Here is a 15946-nt window from a genome sequence, read left to right as displayed (position 1 = left end):
ATAGTATGCAATATCCGCATATTCAGTAAAGCTTGAAAGGGGATAGGAAGGAATGAAAAAGGAAACACTTGCGATATGGCAAAAAGGGGAATATCAGTATCCTCTGGCTTTTGGATTCGTGCCGAAGCTGGTGAGCTATATCCATGAAGAAGGGGAACAGGCAAGACCCTGTATGCTGGTAGTGCCGGGAGGCGCTTACTGCGTGGTTTCTCCCACGGAGGGAGAAATTGTGGCGATGGAGTTTTATGAGAAAGGCTATAATGCCTTTGTTTTAACCTATACGACAAATCCGTTGATGCTGGAGCCGCTGAAAGACCAGCCCATGCGGGATCTGTCAAGAGCAATTCGTTTTATCAGAAGCCGGGCGGGAGAATTCTGTATAGATCCGGACAGGCTGGTCATCTGCGGTTTTTCCGCAGGCGGGCATCTTTGTGCCAGTGTATGCGTTCACTTTGCAGATATCAGCGATGAGGTTTATGAAGGAATATCCAACCGGCCGGACGCCGCCATTCTTTCCTATCCGGTGATCACTTCAGGGGATAAGGCGCACCAGGGCTCCATCCAGGCGCTGCTGGGCGCGGATGCCACAGAGGCGGAACTTAAATACATGTCTTTGGAAACACAGGTGACCGAAAATACGCCGCCCTGCTTTCTGTGGCAGACTGCGACGGACGAGGCGGTTCCTGTGGAAAACAGCTATCTGTTCGCTCAGGCTCTTAAAGAAAAGGGCATAACCTTCGCCCATCACGTATTTTCCTGTGGAAAACACGGGCTTTCCCTTGCCAATGAAAAATGGGCGGCAGGAGATTACGGGGAACCTTATACCATGGAGCAGACCCTTGCGATAGCAGAAAATGTAAGGAATGGAAATCTGGAGGTTCCCAAAGAAATGAAAGACAGCTTCCTCTCACAGTTTGACATGAGTGAGGCGGAAAAAGCGGCGGCGGATCAGAAGGAAGCGAACGAAGAGGCTGTAATCTGGCCGGTGCTTGCCCATCAGTGGCTGAAGACAGTGCTTGGCTGATTAAAAACAGGTCAGGCCATCAGGACAAAAAATAATCAGAACAAAAAAAGAATCTGTTTCCCGGAAGCTTTTCCATAAGCCATAAGCCGTAAGCGTTCCGTGATACAGATTCTTTTCCGGTTTTAAGAAAAAATCAGGTCTGAGGGGAGCGGTTCTTATTAAACATAATCAGCGCCTCCCGGCAGGCAAATTCGCCCATTTCATAGTACCCCCTGGTAAAACGGTTCAGACGCTCCAGGCTGACTGCGCGGTTTGCCTTCTTGGGCTGGTCATTTATGAAGGTAATCCCCTCCGTGTAATATTCCGCATCGAATTCCGGCGTGCCCTCTTCCTCATAATAAGGATCAAAAAGAAAGGCGGTATCCCCTTCAATTCCGGTGAGAAGCACGTAATGGCCCACTTCCAGAAAAACATGCAGCAGCACAACGCCGCCTTTTTCCAGGGCAGCATATATTTTATTCCCTTCCGAAATGGTCACCTCTTCGCCGGACAGGAATTCGCAGCGGATGGGAAACGGCTTGACCTGACTGAAATGATTCAGCCAGCTTGCCACGAAATTCATGGCTGCGGCAGAGGTCCCGTGCTTGCAAAGTTCGCCCGCTTCATTATAAGTATCCATACAATAGAGCATAATAAACTTAATGACATCAGGAAAGATTTCTTCCCGGTCAAATAAGTAACGGATGCCATTAATTAAGGAAACAGGACCGCAGTCGTATTCGGAGGACTGATAAATTAAAAAATTTTTCATTTTTATTGTACCTTTATAACAGAGTGTAGTAAAATAAACAAGGTTAAGGAAATGAAAATGCAAATTGATTGTAATATAACCCTATGGACAGGTTTTGTCAAGAAAAGCGGGATAGAAAGGTACAAAAAGTGTTGCAAAGCAGCTCAGCAATCCGTGCAGTTGTACGCAGCTTCCTTTTTGCAGAAATTCTTTCTGGTTATTAAAAGGAAATCCGGCCGTCCGGCACCGGTTTTCCTGCTTTTACAGAACTGTAACTGAAAAAAATACAAATTTCACTTTTTTTGTCCTAAAAATATTGACAATCCGTTACCGTAACGATATAATAAACCAATTTAATTCATATTTGTCAAGTAGGAAAAGTATGGTATATATTATTTTATGCTGGTAAGCATGGAGAGTGAAGGAGGAGAATTATGAGAAAAATCATGAACAGAACAATGAGCCTGCTGCTTGTTGCCATCATGGCTTTTTCCCTGGCAGCCTGCGGCGCATCTGGGGATAACAGCGGCGCCGCGCCTGCCGAAAGCAAAGCGGCGGGGGAAACGGCGGGAGCGCAGACCGGCAGTTCAGGTGAGAAGATTGTGAATGTAGGCGTGACGGATACGCTGGGCAGCCTGAACCCGCTGCAGTTAAACGGCGGTGAGATCAACAAGTACGCCACCGCGCTGATGTTCCTTCCACTGATGGAGCTGGATGCGGATTTGAATTTCCAGGGAATGGTAGCGGATTCCATCACTACCGAGGATAATAAGAACTTTGTGGTTCATATCGACGATGCGGCAAAGTGGTCCGACGGCACGCCGATCACGGCGGAGGATGTGGCTTATACGGCCCTCAGGCTGGCAAGCCCGGTAATTAACAATACCGCAATGATGTATTATGTTTTCGAAGGCGTGGGTGACGATGGTTTTGTGGAAGCGGGCGCCGACAGCGTGGCGGGCATCAATGTAATTGATGAGAAGACCGTGCAGTTTACCACGAAAGAAGCAATGTCACTGACCACCTTCCAGAATTCCTACGCGAGATACCTGCTGACGCTTCCCAAGCATGTCATTGAGAAGTACAGCGAGGAAGAGCTGGCTACGGCGGACTGGTTCAACAAGCCGGATGTAATCAGCGGACCGTTTTTTGTGACGGATTATGATGTGGATCATTATATATCATATAAAGCCAATCCCGATTACTGGAGAGGCGCGCCCAAGCTTGACAAGCTGAATATTAAAATCGTGGACGGAAGCCAGCTGTATGCGGGCCTGCAGTCCGGTGAAATCGATATTACCCAGCATACCATGAGCGTGATTCCTCCCGAGGATTACGCCAGCGTGGAAGCGCTTGACAACGTGGAAGTAATTTACGGCTCTCCCGTAACCAATCAGTCCATGTTCATCCAGACCGGAAACATTCCTGATGTGAGAGTGCGCCAGGCAATGCTTTATGCCATCAACAGAGAACAGATACTGAACGAACTGCTGAACGGCCACGGAGAAGTGGTGGACGGATTTTTATCCAGCGCCAGCCCGTTCTTTGATGACAGCATTACGCCGGTTCCCTATGATCCGGATAAGGCGAAAGCCCTTCTTGCGGATGCCGGGTGGGATGGCTCACAGACACTGCGTTTCTATGTGAATTCCGGGGACAGCACCTTTGTGAACGCGGCAACCGTTATGGTAGCCCAGTGGGCGGCCGTAGGTATCAAGGCGGAGGTTCAGACCGTTGATTTCGCTACGCTGATGTCTGTGGCAGGAACGAGAGATTATGATATTCTGGCCGTACAGTACACCTATGCGCCTGTGGATCCTTATCCGGATGTGGCGTGGCTGCTGGGTGGAGAAGGCAGCTGGACCGGTTACGGCGACGCCCAGGTGGACGAAGCTCTCAGGGCCACACAGCTGACCAGCGATATGGAAGAGACAAAACAGCTTTATTCCACAGTGGATAAAAAAGTACAGGAGGATGTCCCCATGATTTCCGCTTATATTATCAGCGCTCAGGGGGCGGTAAATAAACGGCTTACAGGAGCGGTACCCAGCGTGTACGGATTCTTCAACGACGTGCAGAACTGGGATGTAGCAGAATAATGCCTGTAAGGCGGAATGCAAGTGAGGAAACGATATGTCGCATTTACTTGAGGTAAACGGGCTGACCACTGCTTTTACAGGGGATTACGGAAGAACGGTCAGCGTGGATCATGTTGATTTTTATGTGGACGAGGGCGAAGTGGTCTGTATTGTAGGAGAGTCGGGCTGCGGAAAAAGTGTTACCTCACTGTCTATTATGGGTTTATTAGGAAGGGGCGGAGCTGTCATTGACGGCTCTGTCCTGTTTGATGGTAAGAATCTTCTGGAGATGACGGAAAAGGAGCTGGATGACATCCGGGGAAACCGCATGACCATGATCTTCCAGGATCCGCTCACCTCCTTAAATCCGGTGTTTACAGTGGGAAGCCAGATTACGGAAAGCATCCGCAGGCATCTGCATTTATCCAAAGAAGAGGCCGCAGCCCGGGCGGAGTCCATTCTTGCCAGGGTGGGAATGCCGGATGCGCACGCTGTTATGAAGAAATATCCCCATACCCTGTCAGGCGGGATGCGCCAGCGCGCCATGATCGCCATGGCCCTTTGCTGCAATCCGGCGCTGCTCATTGCGGATGAGCCTACAACCGCCCTGGATGTTACGATACAGGCGCAGATTATGGGGCTGTTAAAGGAACTGCGCAGGGAAATCGGAATGTCCATCATCCTGATCACCCATGACATCGGCCTGGTGGCCAGCATGGCGGACCGGGTGCTGGTGATGTATGCCGGACAGATTATTGAAGAAGCGCCGGTAAGGGAGCTGTTTCATGCGCCGAAGCACCCATATACCAAAGCGCTGCTGGCCACGGTGCCCAGCATTCACGATGGAGAGGACAGACAGTTATTTTCCATCCCTGGAATTGTGCCGGAGAATTACGATGATATTACAGGCTGCCGTTTTGCGGACCGCTGCGAATACCGCAGGCCGGAATGTGACAAACCCCAGAAGGATTACCCTTTTGGTGAAAAACACCGGGCAAAATGTGTAGTCATGAAGGAAAGGGAAGATAAAGATGGCTCAGGACAGAGTGAAACAGATTCCCCTGATAGAAGTGGAAAACATGAAAAAGTATTACCCGATTAAGGGCGGCATCATCACACATACCACTGGCTTTGTTAAAGCCGTGGACGGTGTGACTTTTTCCGTTATGGAGGGTGAAACGCTGGGGCTGGTGGGAGAATCCGGCTGCGGCAAATCCACTATCGGCAGGCAGCTTGTAAGGCTGGAGCGTCCTACGGAGGGGAAAATATATTATGAAGGCAGGGATTTGGCCGCGTGCAGCGCAGGGGAGATGAAAAAGATCCGCACCCAGCTGCAGATGGTTTTTCAGGATTCCTATTCTTCCCTGAACCCAAGGAAGCATATTTATGAAATCCTTTCCCAGCCAATGCTTTACCATCACATTTCCACCCCGGAAACCGTGTCTAAGGATGTGGATCAGATTCTGGATATGGTGGGCCTGTCCAGGAACGTGCTGGGAAGATACCCGCACGAATTTTCCGGCGGACAACGGCAGAGAATCGGGATTGCCAAGGCGCTGTCCTTAAAGCCCAGATTCCTTGTGTGTGATGAGCCTGTCAGCGCGCTGGATGTTTCCATACAGGCGCAGATCCTCAATCTGCTGCGCCAGCTGCAAAAAGACCTTCATCTGACCAGCCTGTTTGTGGGACACGGCCTGGGCGCTGTAAACTATGTGAGCGACCGGATCGCAGTCATGTATCTGGGAAAAATTGTAGAGCTGGGAAAGGCGGAGGAGGTGTTCCATTCTCCTGTGCATCCTTATACAAAGGCACTGATCAATGCGGTTCCGGTTCCGGATCCTGATAAAGCGGCTAAGGAACAGGAGCTTTTGCAGGGAGAAATCGGATCCAGCACGAATCCGCCCGCAGGCTGCCGCTTCCATCCCAGATGCCCCTATGCCCGGGAGAGCTGCAGACATGAGGAGCCAGAGATGCTGGAGACCAGTCCGGGAAGCGGACACATGGCGGCTTGTCCCGTCGTTGTAAAGAAGGAGGAAGCGCGGTCGTGAGTAAATATATTATCAAGCGTATTCTGATTGCCATTCCCGTCCTGCTCGGGATAACCATTATAGATTATGCGATTATGTGCCTGGCGGGCAGCCCGCTGGAAATCCTGCAGGGGCCCCGTATCTCGGAGGCTGCCGTGGAAGCAAAGCGGATCGCACTGGGGCTGGATAAGCCCATATATGTACAGTATTTTGTGTGGCTGGGAGAACTGCTGCGTGGAAATATGGGGTATTCCCTGAAAACCTTTCAGTCTGTCAGCTCCATGATCGGAACACACCTTGGCCCCACGCTGCTGCTCATGGGTGTTTCCCTGGTTGTGAGCCTGATTATGGCGGTTCCGGCTGGTATTTACAGCGCCATACATCAGTATTCCAAAGGAGACTATACGGTGGTAACCCTTTCCTTTCTGGGAAGCAGTGTGCCCGGCTTTTTCCTGTCGCTCCTGCTGATTTTCCTTTTTACGGTAAAGCTGGGGTGGCTGCCGTCCAGCGGTATGACCACTCTGGGAACGGATGGCGGCTTCGCCGATGTGGCCAGGCATATGGTCATGCCGGTGCTGGTGCTTGCCACCTCCATGGCAGGAACGAATATCCGTTATATCCGAAGCGCGGTCCTGGAAATCCTGCAGCAGGATTATCTGCGCACTGCCAGGGCCAAGGGGATCGGCCGTTTTATGGTAATCAATAAGCATGCCCTGCGCAATGCCCTGGTTCCTATCGTTACCGTAATCGGCATGGAAATCCCCATGCTGTTCGGCGGACAGGTAATCATTGAACAGGTATTTTCCTGGCCCGGCCTGGGCCTTATGACCATGAGCGCGATTTCCAACCGGGACTATCCCGTGATCATGGCTGTCTGCCTGCTGTCCGCAATTGTGGTGCTGGCGGCGAACCTGCTGACGGACATTTTATATGCGCTGGTTGATCCTACCATACAGCTGCAATAGGGAGCAAAACGGATATGAGGACGAAAATACAAAAAGAACATAAAATAACGGATATTTCAAGAGAAAGCTATCTTCAGACCGTAATGCGCCGATTCAGGAAGCACCATCTGGCCGCGGTCAGCCTTGTGATACTGGTGATCCTGGGAAGCGCGGCGCTTCTTGCGCCCGTCATTGCGCCCTATGATCCGGATGCCATAGTAGGCAGCTTCAGCGGCGCGCCCAACGCACAGTTCTGGCTGGGAACCGATCAGATTGGAAGGGATGTCCTCAGCAGGCTTCTCTATGCCATGCGGATTTCCCTTCTGGTGGGAGTTATGGCAACACTGATTTCCACGGTAATCGGCGTGGTGCTGGGGCTGATTGCAGGATATTTCGGAGGCGTGGCGGACATGATCATCATGCGTTTTACGGATATGGTGATGTCCTTTCCCTACATCCTTCTGGTGCTGGTGGCGGCATCCATTTTCAAGCCCGGCCTGTGGAATATCATCCTGATCCTGGGCTTTGTGGACTGGCCCGGCATAGCCCGGCTGGTCAGAGGGAATGTGCTCAGCCTCCGGGAAACCAATTTTATCAAAGGAAACATTGTGGCAGGAATGCCCCTGAGGCACATTCTGTTTTCGGAGATTCTGCCCAATACGGCGGCGCCTATCCTGGTTTACGCCACCTCTGTCCTGGCGCTCTCCATGCTGGACGAGGCGGCCTTAAGCTTCCTGGGCCTGGGCGTACAGCCCCCTACGGCGAGCCTTGGAAACATGCTTAACGGCGCACAGTCGCTGACCGTGCTCACCAAACAGCCCTGGCTCTGGATTCCCCCCGGACTGCTCATTGTAGTCCTGGTCATTGCCATTAACTTCATAGGCGATGCCCTGCGTGACGCGCTGGATCCCAACAGCAGGAACTGAATACCACACCAAGGGAGGTACAGATATGCTGGAAGAAAAATTAATGGAAGCCTTCTGCTGGTTTCACCAACATCCGGAGCTTTCCTACGAGGAATATGAGACTACGGCCAGGATCCGGGAATTTCTGGAGGAAGCCGGCATTGAAATTTTGCCTGCCAATCTGGAAACCGGCCTTGCCGCCGTTATCCGGGGAGAACAGGAAGGCCCGGTCCAGGCGCTTCGCTGCGATATTGACGCCCTGCCGATCGCGGAAGAAACAGAGCTTTCCTACCGTTCGGAATATCCCGGGAAAATGCATGCCTGCGGCCATGATTTCCATATCACGGCCGGCCTTGGAGCCGCGATCCTTCTCCATGAAAATAGAAAATCCCTGAAAGGCGAGGTACGCATCATCTTCCAGCCGGCGGAGGAATCCTCCCTGGGAGCGCTGAAAATCCTGGAAACCGATCTCATGAAGGGAGTGGAGCGGATCTGGGGAATCCACAGCGACCCAACCAATCCGGTGAACACCATCGGCATCCGTGAAGGCTATGTGGCCGCCGCAGTGGACCGTTTTGTGATTACCATCAAAGGCACAGGCTGCCACGGCGCCCATCCCGATGACGGCATTGATCCCATTCCCGCCGCCGCGGCCATGGTACAGGCTCTCCAGACCATAGTGAGCAGAAATGTCAACGCCTTTCATCCCTCTCTTTTGAGCGTAACCCGCATCCAGGCAGGAAATACCTGGAACGTGATACCCGAAACCGCCGAGCTGGAAGGCACGGTACGCACCATGGATAAAAACGACAGGGAGCTTTACAGGGAAAGACTGCGGCAGATAGCCGAAAACACAGCTCTTGCATACGGCGCCAAAGCACAGATCCAATGGATCCCCGGCCCTCCCGCCGTCTGCAACGACTCACGTATGGCAGAACAGGCCTGCCAAATCGCCGGAGACATGGGCTTTGCCACGGCAGAAGAGGAACAGTCCCTGGGAGGCGATGATTTTTCCTTCTATGCACAGGACATCCCCGGCTGCTATATTAAAATAGGCACCGGCCGGGGCCAGCTCATCCACCAGCCCGGCTTTCAGATAGACCGCCGCTCCCTGCTTCCCACAGCAAAATACCTGTCATCCCTGCTGATTTCATCAGCAGAACAAAGACTGTCCCGCGATATACAGGAGAAATATAAATGAAACGGAAAATAACGATCGCAATAATTCTGGCAGTGATTGCAGCTGCACTGCTCACTCTCTTTTGTACCAGACGAAAAGTTTATGGAAACATTGACGTGAGTGTGCAAGAAGAGAAAACCGCAACCTCTGATTTCTCCTTCACCGCCGATAAAGGGGACAGACTCAAAATATCCCTGAGAACCAATGTCAAAACCGGTACCGTGGATGTTACCATCACCGATTCAAAAGGCGGGATCGTAAAAGAATTAGACCGCGCCAAAGCCCTGGAAACATATATGGACGTAGAATATGACGATACCTACACCGTAACCGCCGTATACAAAGAATTCACCGGAAAATTCAAAATAAAAGTCAGCACCAAAAGATTCTAACCCAATACGTCCGCCGCTAACACAATCCTTTATCAACCTATCCGCCCAAACCAAAAGACAGCAGCTTTCCGCCCCAAAAGCGAATAAGCCCTGTCTTTTTTCGTATCACACTATATAACTTTAACTACACCTCTTATCTAACAACCTTTTGCGCCTTAAGTCCTTCCATAGCCTGCGCGCCCCGTGTCGTTCCGGGATGTCGGGTGGTGTATGGGATGAGGGCCGGGCGGCGGCCTGGGGGGGAGGGTGTCCCTATTCTGCAAAGGAATCACACAAAAATGGTGATATTTCCTGCAGCTCCCCTTTTCCCTTCTGCTGTCGCCCCTAGTGGCTTGTCTGACGAGCCGCGACGATAGTCGCCAGCGAGGAGTTCAGCCACGCTGACAGCAGAAGGGAAAAGGGAAGCTGCTGGAAATACCCCATTTTTGCGTCTGACTGCGCAGAATAGGGACACCCTCCCCCCCAGGCCGCCGCCCGGCCTTCATCCCATACACCGCCCGACATCCCGGAACGGCACGGGGCCCACACCCCTCTAAAAGTAATCGGAAAAGTAAGGCTTCTCTACCGGAATCAGCCGCTCCAGCCATGTGAGCATATAGTACTCAGTCTGGATTTTCTCATGATCATATAGATAAGTGGGCCGCTTATAGCCCATAAGCATGGTGGTCAGCGTATTTATGGACAGTTCCACCACGTTGATGGACTGGTTGTCCTCCACCTGCTCGCAGATAGTTTCCCCATCATGCCAGGAAACCATAAAGTCACCGGCATTCCAGGGCGCCAGCTCATCGATAACACGGAAATGAATTTTGAAATCCTCAGGCTGAATCTGATAAGGATATTCCAACAGGAAGTCATGCACATCAATAATTCTGGCCATGATATAGGGGGAGATGGTCTCCGTAATTTCACTGTCTTCAAATAAATAGGCCATGGGCTCTCCGGAATAATTGTCGCCCTGTACCTGTGTGATCATGGAAAAATGAGCGCTGATATAGTTCCAAAGCCCGTAATTGGCCTCAATATTCAGATAAACCATTTCTTTGATATGGAAGATTTCATTAGCGATATAGTAAACCACATAGCCAAGCGGCTTATGATCTTTATTGTAATAGACGGCAGCGATCATATCGTCATTTTCCCAGCGCCAGTATTCATCCCAGGCCAGGTTGTCCCGGATCAGTGCGCCGTGATGCTGCAGGGCAAAATAAGAATGGACGTTATGATAGTCCTCGGAATCCAGGCTGACACGCTCCACCATGCCGGTCACCGGCCTGGCCTTGGGAAGCTGGGTGTCCTTTACTGTGAAGGTGAGCTTATCGGAGACGATTTCCCAGCCCATTTTCCTGTAAAAGGGAATGGAATAGGGATACAGGAATGAAATCGGGAATTCCTGTTCATGCATGTAGTTAACCACCCGTTTCATGAGGGAGTGGATGAGCCCTTTTCCCGTATATTCGGGGTAGGTGGCAACACCTGTAATGCCGCCCATATCCATGATGTTGTCGTGAATATTTACCTTCATGGAATAAACGACGATCATGGAAGCCAGCTTTTCCTTGTAAAACCATCCGAGCACATAGGCCTCTTCCAGAATGGGACGTTTGGCGTATTTGATTTCCTCTTGCTCCCAGCCGGTCTGCAGGAGTTCATAGGATGTGACCTGGAATGCGTACTGGAGCAGGGCATTGAACTGTTCCAGATCACTTTTGTCCAGCTCCCGCATTCGGTAATCTCCGTTAATTTCCAGATATGTGTGGTTCTCTTTTTTGTTTTCCATAAAAGCCTCGTTTGCTGTTTGGGGTTCATTATATTATCTGACGGACAGCCGCTTTGTGATCAAAGAACCGGAAAGCGGGCATCTATCTATTTATTCTACATCAATAAAAACCAGCCGTCCATGGGATTTTCCCAAAAAACATCCTGAAGTTTTTACAAAAGCAGATGAAATGGGCCTCAAAGAGAAAAAAATGTTTATCATCCAAACTTTTTTCTCCACGGCATCATCTATAGAATGAAAGAAAAAGTAAACAGAAAGCGAAAGGAGAAACATAACTGTGAAGGAACGGAACAGTTATGGAAAAATTATGAAAAGAAACTGGATACTTGCAATAGGAATTATCAGCGCACTGAGCATTACGGCCTGCGGAGGAAACCAGGCGGGGCAGAAGGAAAGCAGTGCACAAACCGCAGGCTATGAATCTGAAGCACAGGATGCCGCAAGCCAGGGCGGAGATGCAATAAATGGGGAAGAGCAGTTGTATTGTATTGTCAATGAAGCGGGAGACGGGATGCTGAATGTATCTGATATGGAGGGAAATTCCTATACCTTTCAGACGGACGCTGCCGGACTGCAGGTGAATGATAAAATATTTGTCTATTATACAGGAAATCTGGATGACGGAACTGCGCAGGTGCTCCGCGTTGAAAAATACGTGAGTGAGGAATAGAAACGCTGAAAAATAATACGCAGCAAAAAGAAGCCATTCCTTCTGTACACAAACAGTGACAGAACAGGAAGGGCTTCTTCCTTCTTTGTGCCTTTCCGTTAGTCTTTTACAAGAATATCCGTAATTTCCGCGATGTACAGAAGGTGGTATCCGCCGCCGGTGCCGTCAGCATGGTTTTCACCGCCGTACCATTTTTGGGTGAAGGCTTCATCACCGAGGAAATCCTCCTCCTTCAGCGGAGTCACGCAAAGCTTTCTGCACACAAGCGCCATGCGGCACTCTTCAAAATAAGGGACGTCTCCGGCATGAGCCACGGTCAGCCCTGCTTTTTCCACCTTATCCTGATCCCTGCCGGAAACGGTTCCGCAATAGCCCAGCATTTTCCGGTAGCTGTTGTCAAATACGGTGAGGGAAAAGCCCTCCGCCGCATCCAGGAATTCCCTGGTGAAGCGTTCCGGGCGCACCGCGCACATAACCACGGGTTTCTGCCATAAAATTCCCATGGTCGCCCAAGCGACCGTCATGGGATTGACGCGTCCTTCCTTTTCGGCGGACATCAGGAACCAGTCCTTACCGATTAAATCAAATATATTTTCCGTCAACCCCGCGGGCTTGATAGAATGAAATGCCATGTTTTAAACTCCTTCCGATAAAAAAATTAGCAGCCTGTTTCCAGATATTCCTTCAAACGTTCCTTTGTCATGCCTTCGATTCCCAGATCCTGAAGGGAATGGCCCTTTTCCCAGCAGTCATAGCCTAACAGGGCGGAGCCGATTGTGATCATGGAATCGATGACCGGCACGCCGACCCCCATGGCATGTGCCAGCTTGGCCCAGGGGGCAAGGCCGTAGGGGATATCCTCAGCATAATAGCGGTTGCCTGTATCGGCAGGCCCTTTTATTTTTGCAAAATTAGGGTCGCTGGCAATCGCTTCTCCGATATCGTCCGTGACAACCGAGCCGCCCACACCGTGGGCAACGATGTCGCTTTCATAGCCGAAGCTGTCAAGCAGCGCGATACGTTCTTTGTCGATTGCTTCCGTGGTACGGGCCACGCAGGGGGTAAAGCCCTCCGTATAGAAGAAAAATTCGCCCTTAGCATATTCAATCCGTCCGGCGTTCAGAATGCAGCCGGGAACGTGGATGATCGGATTCAGGCTGGAAAGACCGCAGGCGATAACGCTTTCAACCGCTTCCAGCGCGGGATAGAAGGGACGGAGCTTTTCCAGGGTTTCCTGCGTTTTGCATGCCGGCATGACGCCTAATTTCAGGGGATTGAACAGGCTCATGATCAAAGTGCTTCCGGGGCCCTGCAGCCGTGTTGCATAAGGGAGCGTGTTTGTTTCAGCGACAACCACATCCTTTACCCCTTTTTCACGGAATTTTTTCCAGAAGATAAGACTGTCGAAGGTGCCGGGAAGGACAACCACGGTCTGTCCCGGTTTTACGATGTCTGAGAGCTTATCCGCATAAACATCATGGGCGAAGGCGGGAACTGCCACGAAAATAAATTCCACATCCTCCACGGCCTCCTTCAGATCGGAGGTCACCATATCGATTTTTACCACGGCATTTCCGGCAGCGCCGGCCATGGTGATTTCATGTGTTTCAAATACCTTCTGTAAATTACCGGCAAAACGGGCATCCTCATACATATGTACGCAGAAGCCGCGGTTCGTCAAATCCGCAGCCGCGGCATGACCTCCATTCCCACCGCCTAAAACAGCAACCTTTAAAGCCATATACATACACATCCTTTCGTGATATTAATAATTTTTTCCTGTAATTATTGTAACGCTTGCAACCCGGGAACGTATCATATAAAATTGCTATCAGGATATATAAAAAGAATATGGGCCGGGGGCTGCTGTCCGGGAAGAGACACGGCGCGGCAGGGCACAAGGCTGAGGCAGAACCGGCAGCCCATATGGAGGGAACAGATAAATGATAAGGAATGCGGCGGCGGATACCGGCGTGGCAGGGAGGGAAGGATGAACCTTCAGCAGTTAAAATATGTACTTGCCATTTATAAGGAGGGCTCTATTACTAAGGCGTCCCATGCGCTGTTCTGCGCGCAGCCAAATCTGAGCAGCGCTTTAAAGAGCCTGGAAAATGAGCTGCATATTAAAATTTTTGAGCGTACGCCCGGCGGGGTGGAGCTGACGCCTCAGGGGGAGGCGTTTATTTCTTATGCCGCCAATATTATGGCTCAGGTGGAAATGCTGGAGAACATTGGAAGCAGGCCGGCGGAGGTCCCTGCTTCCCTGGGGATTTCTGTTTCCCGCGCTTCCTACTGCACCCAGGCGCTGTCGCAGTGGATGAATGCCAGGATCCGTCCGGAGCAGCCGCTGTCGCTGCATTTCTGTGAGACAAATACGGAGAAGGTGATCGATCAGGTTTTCCGGGCGGAGAGTGATCTGGGCGTGATACGGATTCCCGCTTTTTATGAAAGCTATTATAAACAGCTGCTGGCCAATAAAAATCTGTGCGAAACCCTTCTGATGCAGTTTAAACTGCTGCTGGTCATGCGTAAGGATCATCCGCTGGCGGGTGCGCCGGATATTACGCCGGATATGCTGCGCCCTTTTACGGAGGTGGTGCACGGAGATCACAGGAATCCATCCCTGACAATGGCCCGTATCGATCCAACCCTGCAGGACACGCCGCCCCGGAGGATTTATGTGTATGACAGGGGAAGCCAGATCGATCTGCTGAAAACGCTGCCGGGCTCCTATATGTGGGCATCCCCCGTCCCTGCGGATATTCTGGAGGATGCGGGCATGATTCAGCGCACGGCCTCCATGTCCAGAGTATACAATCTGGATCTGCTCATATGGAGGAAAAACAGCCCCGGGTCGTCTCTGGTACGCAGTTTTGCCGATTACCTGCAAAAATATGCCGGAGAGCTGGCCGGGGAATGGGGAGAATGAGAGCGGCGGATTAAATGACAGAATAACCAACCATTTACAAGGCTAACCATTTACCAGGAGATTAACCGGCGGTTAATTTTATATCGTTTTAATAAATAACGCTTCAATTGTTTCCGTGCGGCAGGACAGCTATAATTGGAGGTGACAAAGCAGCAGGAAGAAGGAGGCGTCCATGAAAATAAATGAGATTATCAGGGAAAAGCGGTTGGCAAAGGGACTGACCCAGGAGCAGGCGGCATCCCGTCTGGGAGTATCGCCGCCGGCGGTGAATAAGTGGGAAAAAGGAGTAACTTATCCTGATATTACGCTGCTTCCCGCGCTGGCAAGGCTGTTGGACACAGATTTGAATACGCTGCTTTCCTTTCAGGAGGAGTTAAGCGATCAGGAAATTGGAGCATTTCAGAATGAATTATTGGCCGCGGCGGAAACGGAAGGCACACAAAAGGCATTTGCGCTGGCAATGGAGAAGCTGCGGGAATTTCCTTCCTGTGATACGTTGGTTCTGAGCACTGCGCTGACGCTGGAGGGATTGATTTGCTTTTATGGAAAACCGGACAGCGACGAGGCGGAAGACGTACTGGAACGCCTGTATGTCCAGGCGGCAGGGAGCGCCGATGCCCCGACGGCAAATCAGGCAAAGGTCATGCTTTTTTCCAAATATATGGGAACACAGGAGTATGAAAGGGCGGAAAAACTGCTGGAGGAGCTGCCGGAGGAAACGGCCAACGGCAAAAACAGACTGCAAATCAGCCTTTATACGGCGCAGGAAAGATGGGAAGAAGCGGCTCCTCTGACACAGCAGAAACTGATGAAGGATATAAACGGCGTGCAGTCCTCCCTGCTTTCGCTGCTGGATATTGACCTGAAGCTGGGGAGAATTGACGAAGCGAAGCAGGTGGCAGCGGTGCTCCGGGAAATGACGGGAATTTTTGATTTGTGGGATTACTGCGCTTATCTGGGAGACTTTGAAATAGCGACAGCGCAGAAGGACGCTGCGGCAGGAATGAAAATCCTGGAGAAAATGCTTCCTGCCATGCTGAAAAAATGGGAACCATACAGCTCTGCGCTGTACAGCCGGATCCCCCGGAAGGAAAATGGCAGAAATATAGGAAGCCTGCTGATGCCAAGGATACTTGAGGATTTGGAAAACCCGGAGGCGCAGGATTTTGATTTCCTGCGGGAGGTTCCCGGTTTTACTGAGTTTATGAAGGACATGAAGGAAAAGCTGAAGAAATAAAGGAAGTGCCTGATACCGGGAATACGAACCGGGGATCAGGCACTTCCTGT

16 protein-coding genes are annotated in these 15946 nt (G+C 51.0%); 12 read left to right on the top strand and 4 right to left on the bottom strand.

What is annotated here, in order from left to right; translation table 11 throughout:
* Positions 1 to 52: 52 nt before the first annotated feature.
* Positions 53 to 1024 (top strand): alpha/beta hydrolase, encoded by a 972-nt coding sequence (locus tag DXC51_RS06945; RefSeq protein ID WP_102287747.1) that lies wholly within the window; start codon positions 53 to 55, stop codon positions 1022 to 1024.
* A gap of 133 nt (positions 1025 to 1157) precedes the next feature.
* Here the strand turns inward: DXC51_RS06945 and DXC51_RS06940 are convergent, their stop codons facing one another.
* Positions 1158 to 1775 (bottom strand): hypothetical protein, encoded by a 618-nt coding sequence (locus DXC51_RS06940; RefSeq protein WP_021634419.1) that lies wholly within the window; start codon positions 1773 to 1775, stop codon positions 1158 to 1160.
* Positions 1776 to 2188: 413 nt separating this feature from the next.
* Between DXC51_RS06940 and DXC51_RS06930 the strand changes: the two genes are divergently transcribed.
* The 7 genes from DXC51_RS06930 to DXC51_RS06900 are packed head-to-tail and all read left to right on the top strand — an operon-like array spanning position 2189 to position 9280.
* A complete protein-coding gene (locus DXC51_RS06930) occupies positions 2189 to 3853 on the top strand; it encodes an ABC transporter substrate-binding protein (RefSeq protein WP_117544128.1) in 1665 nt (554 codons plus the stop codon).
* 34 nt (positions 3854 to 3887) lie between these two features.
* Complete coding sequence (locus tag DXC51_RS06925; RefSeq protein WP_243003142.1) at positions 3888 to 4934, top strand: ABC transporter ATP-binding protein; 1047 nt, start codon at positions 3888 to 3890, stop codon at positions 4932 to 4934.
* Positions 4864 to 5880: an ABC transporter ATP-binding protein gene (locus DXC51_RS06920; protein WP_025488705.1), complete on the top strand. Its 1017-nt coding sequence runs from the start codon at positions 4864 to 4866 to the stop codon at positions 5878 to 5880. The genes DXC51_RS06925 and DXC51_RS06920 overlap by 71 nt, the downstream gene beginning before the upstream one ends.
* On the top strand, positions 5877 to 6824 hold the full coding sequence (locus DXC51_RS06915; protein ID WP_021634424.1) for an ABC transporter permease: 948 nt from the start codon (positions 5877 to 5879) through the stop codon (positions 6822 to 6824). Before DXC51_RS06920 ends, DXC51_RS06915 begins: the two co-directional genes overlap by 4 nt.
* 14 nt (positions 6825 to 6838) lie before the next feature.
* Entirely contained in the window at positions 6839 to 7729 is an 891-nt protein-coding gene (locus tag DXC51_RS06910; protein WP_021634425.1) for an ABC transporter permease, read from the top strand.
* 25 nt (positions 7730 to 7754) lie between these two features.
* Positions 7755 to 8909, top strand: a complete 1155-nt coding sequence (locus tag DXC51_RS06905) for an amidohydrolase (RefSeq protein WP_117544127.1) — start codon at positions 7755 to 7757, stop codon at positions 8907 to 8909.
* Positions 8906 to 9280 carry a hypothetical protein gene (locus DXC51_RS06900; protein WP_025488708.1) on the top strand — a complete coding sequence of 125 codons (375 nt, stop codon included), beginning with the start codon at positions 8906 to 8908 and terminating at the stop codon, positions 9278 to 9280. The genes DXC51_RS06905 and DXC51_RS06900 overlap by 4 nt, the downstream gene beginning before the upstream one ends.
* Positions 9281 to 9812: 532 nt before the next feature.
* Here the strand turns inward: DXC51_RS06900 and DXC51_RS06890 are convergent.
* The gene (locus tag DXC51_RS06890) at positions 9813 to 11060 is read right to left on the bottom strand and encodes a GNAT family N-acetyltransferase (RefSeq protein ID WP_021634430.1); all 1248 of its coding nucleotides are present in this window, start codon (positions 11058 to 11060) and stop codon (positions 9813 to 9815) included.
* Between DXC51_RS06890 and DXC51_RS29270 the strand changes: the two genes are divergently transcribed.
* Both DXC51_RS29270 and DXC51_RS06885 read left to right on the top strand, forming a co-directional pair.
* A complete protein-coding gene (locus DXC51_RS29270) occupies positions 11050 to 11298 on the top strand; it encodes a hypothetical protein (protein WP_147332346.1) in 249 nt (82 codons plus the stop codon). The two genes, DXC51_RS06890 and DXC51_RS29270, sit on opposite strands and share 11 nt — an antisense overlap.
* Positions 11299 to 11337: 39 nt before the next feature.
* Positions 11338 to 11730 (top strand): hypothetical protein, encoded by a 393-nt coding sequence (locus DXC51_RS06885; protein WP_117544125.1) that lies wholly within the window; start codon positions 11338 to 11340, stop codon positions 11728 to 11730.
* Positions 11731 to 11828: 98 nt separating this feature from the next.
* Here DXC51_RS06885 and DXC51_RS06880 read toward each other — a convergent pair whose 3' ends face one another.
* Together DXC51_RS06880 and DXC51_RS06875 are read right to left on the bottom strand one after the other, a co-directional pair.
* Entirely contained in the window at positions 11829 to 12362 is a 534-nt protein-coding gene (locus DXC51_RS06880; RefSeq protein WP_117531593.1) for a flavin reductase family protein, read from the bottom strand.
* A gap of 26 nt (positions 12363 to 12388) precedes the next feature.
* Positions 12389 to 13471, bottom strand: coding sequence for an NAD/NADP octopine/nopaline dehydrogenase family protein (locus tag DXC51_RS06875; protein WP_117544155.1), 1083 nt, complete (start codon positions 13469 to 13471; stop codon positions 12389 to 12391).
* A 249-nt stretch (positions 13472 to 13720) separates the two neighbouring features.
* On the opposite strand from DXC51_RS06875, the gene DXC51_RS06870 reads away from it, so the two are divergent.
* Positions 13721 to 14659 carry a LysR family transcriptional regulator gene (locus DXC51_RS06870; protein WP_147332345.1) on the top strand — a complete coding sequence of 313 codons (939 nt, stop codon included), beginning with the start codon at positions 13721 to 13723 and terminating at the stop codon, positions 14657 to 14659.
* Between the two features lie 172 nt (positions 14660 to 14831).
* Entirely contained in the window at positions 14832 to 15896 is a 1065-nt protein-coding gene (locus tag DXC51_RS06865; RefSeq protein WP_117544123.1) for a helix-turn-helix domain-containing protein, read from the top strand.
* Positions 15897 to 15946: the final 50 nt, after the last annotated feature.

The sequence above is a fragment of the Eisenbergiella massiliensis genome (assembly GCF_003435485.1).
The sequence above is the reverse complement of the archived record's forward strand: the minus strand, read 5'-3'. Positions and strand labels throughout refer to the sequence as shown.

Bases quoted from the DNA above. Each gene is read 5' to 3' on its own strand.
- DXC51_RS06940 (WP_021634419.1), bottom strand. From the start codon at position 1,775: ATGAAAAATTTTTTAATTTATCAGTCCTCCGAATACGACTGCGGTCCT.
- DXC51_RS06900 (WP_025488708.1), top strand. From the start codon at position 8,906: ATGAAACGGAAAATAACGATCGCAATAATTCTGGCAGTGATTGCAGCT.
- DXC51_RS06945 (WP_102287747.1), top strand. From the start codon at position 53: ATGAAAAAGGAAACACTTGCGATATGGCAAAAAGGGGAATATCAGTAT.
- DXC51_RS06865 (WP_117544123.1), top strand. From the start codon at position 14,832: ATGAAAATAAATGAGATTATCAGGGAAAAGCGGTTGGCAAAGGGACTG.
- DXC51_RS06890 (WP_021634430.1), bottom strand. From the start codon at position 11,060: ATGGAAAACAAAAAAGAGAACCACACATATCTGGAAATTAACGGAGAT.
- DXC51_RS06880 (WP_117531593.1), bottom strand. From the start codon at position 12,362: ATGGCATTTCATTCTATCAAGCCCGCGGGGTTGACGGAAAATATATTT.
- DXC51_RS06925 (WP_243003142.1), top strand. From the start codon at position 3,888: ATGTCGCATTTACTTGAGGTAAACGGGCTGACCACTGCTTTTACAGGG.
- DXC51_RS06905 (WP_117544127.1), top strand. From the start codon at position 7,755: ATGCTGGAAGAAAAATTAATGGAAGCCTTCTGCTGGTTTCACCAACAT.
- DXC51_RS06910 (WP_021634425.1), top strand. From the start codon at position 6,839: ATGAGGACGAAAATACAAAAAGAACATAAAATAACGGATATTTCAAGA.
- DXC51_RS06930 (WP_117544128.1), top strand. From the start codon at position 2,189: ATGAGAAAAATCATGAACAGAACAATGAGCCTGCTGCTTGTTGCCATC.
- DXC51_RS06875 (WP_117544155.1), bottom strand. From the start codon at position 13,471: ATGGCTTTAAAGGTTGCTGTTTTAGGCGGTGGGAATGGAGGTCATGCC.
- DXC51_RS06920 (WP_025488705.1), top strand. From the start codon at position 4,864: ATGGCTCAGGACAGAGTGAAACAGATTCCCCTGATAGAAGTGGAAAAC.
- DXC51_RS06870 (WP_147332345.1), top strand. From the start codon at position 13,721: ATGAACCTTCAGCAGTTAAAATATGTACTTGCCATTTATAAGGAGGGC.